We start from the raw sequence: 2,665 nt of genomic DNA on the forward strand, positions 1-2,665 counted from the left end.
CTCCCCACGGTCAGGACACACCCCCGACTGACGCCGACCCCGCTCAAGCACTCACCCCAGGTCAACGTCCAAGCCCCGGAAATACTCACGCCCCCTCGCCCGTTACACCCACTACAGGCAGATGCGGTAGCAAGTGTCCCCCGGGCGCCATACACCGCCTTCGCGGAATACCACGCCCCTCGCGGGCGGCTCGGAACCGCGTCGCGCAACCCGCCGCGAGGCGACCACCGCATTTGTCTGTCACACGCCACGGCCCCGTCGAGCAACAGCTCGCCGGGGCCGTTCCCATTCCCACCCGGCCGCGCCCGACGAGAACCCGCACACCGGCCACCCGCGAGAACGACGTGCCCTCCCAGGACTCGCGCGGAACCCTCCCTCGGCACCTGACCAATCCCACCTGCCATGACCGAACCGGATCGTGCTATGAAACCCGACCCGACTCCCCCGGCCACGCCCCAACCTCGCGCGTCGCCCGCGCCCGACACCGCTCACGTACTCGGCTGCTCCTTGCGGCACAACAGATGCGCCTGGGCGAACCCGCGCCGAGCATCCTCGCGCCCGGCCACCACGGACCGGGCCACCTCCACCATCCCCGCCTCACGCAACGGCTCCAGCACCTGATCGATGCCATAGCGATAAGCCGTGGCCACTTGGTGATCGAAGACCTCCACCGGACCGGCAGGATCCTCATCACTCTGGAAGGACACCAACAGGTGCCCACCACCGGCCAGGACACGCACCATCTGAGCCAGGACACCGGGCAGCCGTTCGGGCGGAGTATGGATGATCGAGTACGAGGACAGCACCCCGGCCACGGAACCGCTCACCAACGGCAGCTTCTCCAACCGCCCCACCACGAACCCCCCGGACGGGCAGGCACCACGGGCCAGGCCCAACGCCGCCCGCGCCAGATCCACACCCACCACCGCCAACCCGCGTCGAGCCAGGTGGGCGCTGATGTGCCCGGGACCGCAACCGGCGTCCAGCACCGTTCCACCACCGGTGGAATCGACCAAGTCGGCGAAAACGTCGACGACGGCACGGTGCAGTGGATCGGCGGCGAAGGCCGAGCCCGCATGGTCGGCATAGAGCTCGGAAATCTCGTCGTAGGCACCCGCAACGGACTGAGCATGTTCGATCATGGGGACCGATCGTAGACCTCGCCCACCATCCCCACGCACACCGCACCAGCCCAGCGAACCGAGCCTCAGCATGCTCTCACCGAGTGAAGGTCTCCCTCAGTTGAGGTCTGAACAACCCGAGGACATCCCGTACGAACGCGAGACGCCCCACACCCAGGTCCCGCAACGCCGCCCCATGGTCCAGAGCCACCACACAGGCCGCACCGCTCAGCAACACCCACCATCCCGCGATGGCCGCGGACCGCGTCAGCGCCCCGGAGCCGGCGAAGTCCCTGCTCAAACGGTGCACGTGGAAGGCCACGTGGTGATCCTCGTCGGCCAGGGCGCGTGCGGCCACCTCAGCCAACAACGCGTCGGTGGTGCCCTCCGCCAACGCACGGTAGTACCGGAGCGCGACCACCTCGGCCACCATCAGGGTCATCAGCTCAAGGCGCAGGCCCATCGCGCGCCGTACCCCCACGAACACCGTGTCGGTCCAGTGACCGTCGATGGTGGGTTCATCGGCCGCCGCCAGTAACAGGCTCAGCATCCGTGCGTGGTTCTGTTATTCGGCGATGAACAGTCGGATCGCGGCCAGGTAGGCACTGTCCCCGGCCCCCTGGGCGGCACGCACCAGGCTCTGGCCCTCGCCCTCCTCCCCGGTCTGGAACCGTTGGAGGCTACGCACCACCGCCGGGGTCAGGTGGGAACCACGTTCCCAGTCGGGGTCACCGAATTCCTTCCTGCGGTCGGCGTTGTCCTCGAATCGCTTGACCCAGGTGTCGAACTCGGAGTCGCCCACGGACCATCCTCCTCTGGTTTGGTAGAGGAAGTCTGGCAGGGCGATCCGGACCAGGGAAGGTTGCGATGAGCGGTGGCCCCCTTACGGTCAGTCCCGGTGGGTGGTGGCTTCCACCAGTTCGTCGATCCGGGCGGCCAAGGCCATGTCCTTGTCGGTGACGGCCCCCTCGGAATGAGTGCTCAAGGCCAGGCGGACCGTGTTGTAGCGGATGTCGATGTCGGGGTGGTGCTCGGCCTGTTCGGCGGCCTGGGCCAACTCGTTGACCAGGGCGATCGCGCCCAGGAAGTCCGATAGGTGCACGGTGCGCTGGACCAGGACCGCCTCGGAGTCCCACTCCCAGTCGGTGAGGCGCTCCAGACCTTCCTGGATCTGTTCGTCACTGAGCCGGACCATGACTCCCCCTTTGGGGTTCGGTGCCGCTTGAGGTGCCAATCGGTGATTGGCCGGTTTCGGCCGGTACCTACCCGGCCCAGACCACTCCCTCACCCGTACAGCGCACAGAGGGAGCCTCTTTGTGTCGGTGCGGCGAAGCCGCTCCTTTGGTGTTCAGGTGGTGACTTGTCAAAAAACGAGCACCTTTACTATGTAGATTTTTAGTGTGTGAAGGAAGGAAACGAACACGAGGCGCCTCCCGACCTCACGAGAACACCCTCACCACACCCGACTCAGGACGCCCACGAACCCTTGCCAAAACCCCCATGGCAGCGGTTAGCTCTGTGCGACTCCACCCCTGCCCTCCCCC

Annotated in this window: 4 protein-coding genes; all 4 read right to left on the bottom strand. The window is 66.7% G+C overall.

Annotation, left to right across the window (positions count from 1 at the left end; genetic code table 11):
• Window positions 1-488: 488 nt before the first annotated feature.
• Window positions 489-1,142, bottom strand: a complete 654-nt coding sequence (locus tag BQ8420_RS05805) for a bifunctional 2-polyprenyl-6-hydroxyphenol methylase/3-demethylubiquinol 3-O-methyltransferase UbiG (protein WP_087096781.1) — start codon at window positions 1,140-1,142, stop codon at window positions 489-491.
• Between the two features lie 76 nt (window positions 1,143-1,218).
• Window positions 1,219-1,671, bottom strand: coding sequence for a hypothetical protein (locus tag BQ8420_RS32260; RefSeq protein WP_200815818.1), 453 nt, complete (start codon window positions 1,669-1,671; stop codon window positions 1,219-1,221).
• 15 nt (window positions 1,672-1,686) lie between these two features.
• The gene (locus tag BQ8420_RS32265; RefSeq protein WP_200815819.1) at window positions 1,687-1,923 is read right to left on the bottom strand and encodes a hypothetical protein; all 237 of its coding nucleotides are present in this window, start codon (window positions 1,921-1,923) and stop codon (window positions 1,687-1,689) included.
• A gap of 87 nt (window positions 1,924-2,010) precedes the next feature.
• Entirely contained in the window at window positions 2,011-2,316 is a 306-nt protein-coding gene (locus tag BQ8420_RS05815) for a 4a-hydroxytetrahydrobiopterin dehydratase (RefSeq protein ID WP_087096782.1), read from the bottom strand.
• Window positions 2,317-2,665: the final 349 nt, after the last annotated feature.

The sequence above is a fragment of the Nocardiopsis sp. JB363 genome (genome assembly GCF_900143625.1).
Classification (GTDB): domain Bacteria; phylum Actinomycetota; class Actinomycetes; order Streptosporangiales; family Streptosporangiaceae; genus Nocardiopsis.

Excerpts from the sequence above, each read along its gene's own strand:
- BQ8420_RS05805 (WP_087096781.1), bottom strand. The coding sequence starts at position 1,142 with ATGATCGAACATGCTCAGTCCGTTGCGGGTGCCTACGACGAGATTTCC.
- BQ8420_RS05815 (WP_087096782.1), bottom strand. The coding sequence starts at position 2,316 with ATGGTCCGGCTCAGTGACGAACAGATCCAGGAAGGTCTGGAGCGCCTC.
- BQ8420_RS32260 (WP_200815818.1), bottom strand. The coding sequence starts at position 1,671 with ATGCTGAGCCTGTTACTGGCGGCGGCCGATGAACCCACCATCGACGGT.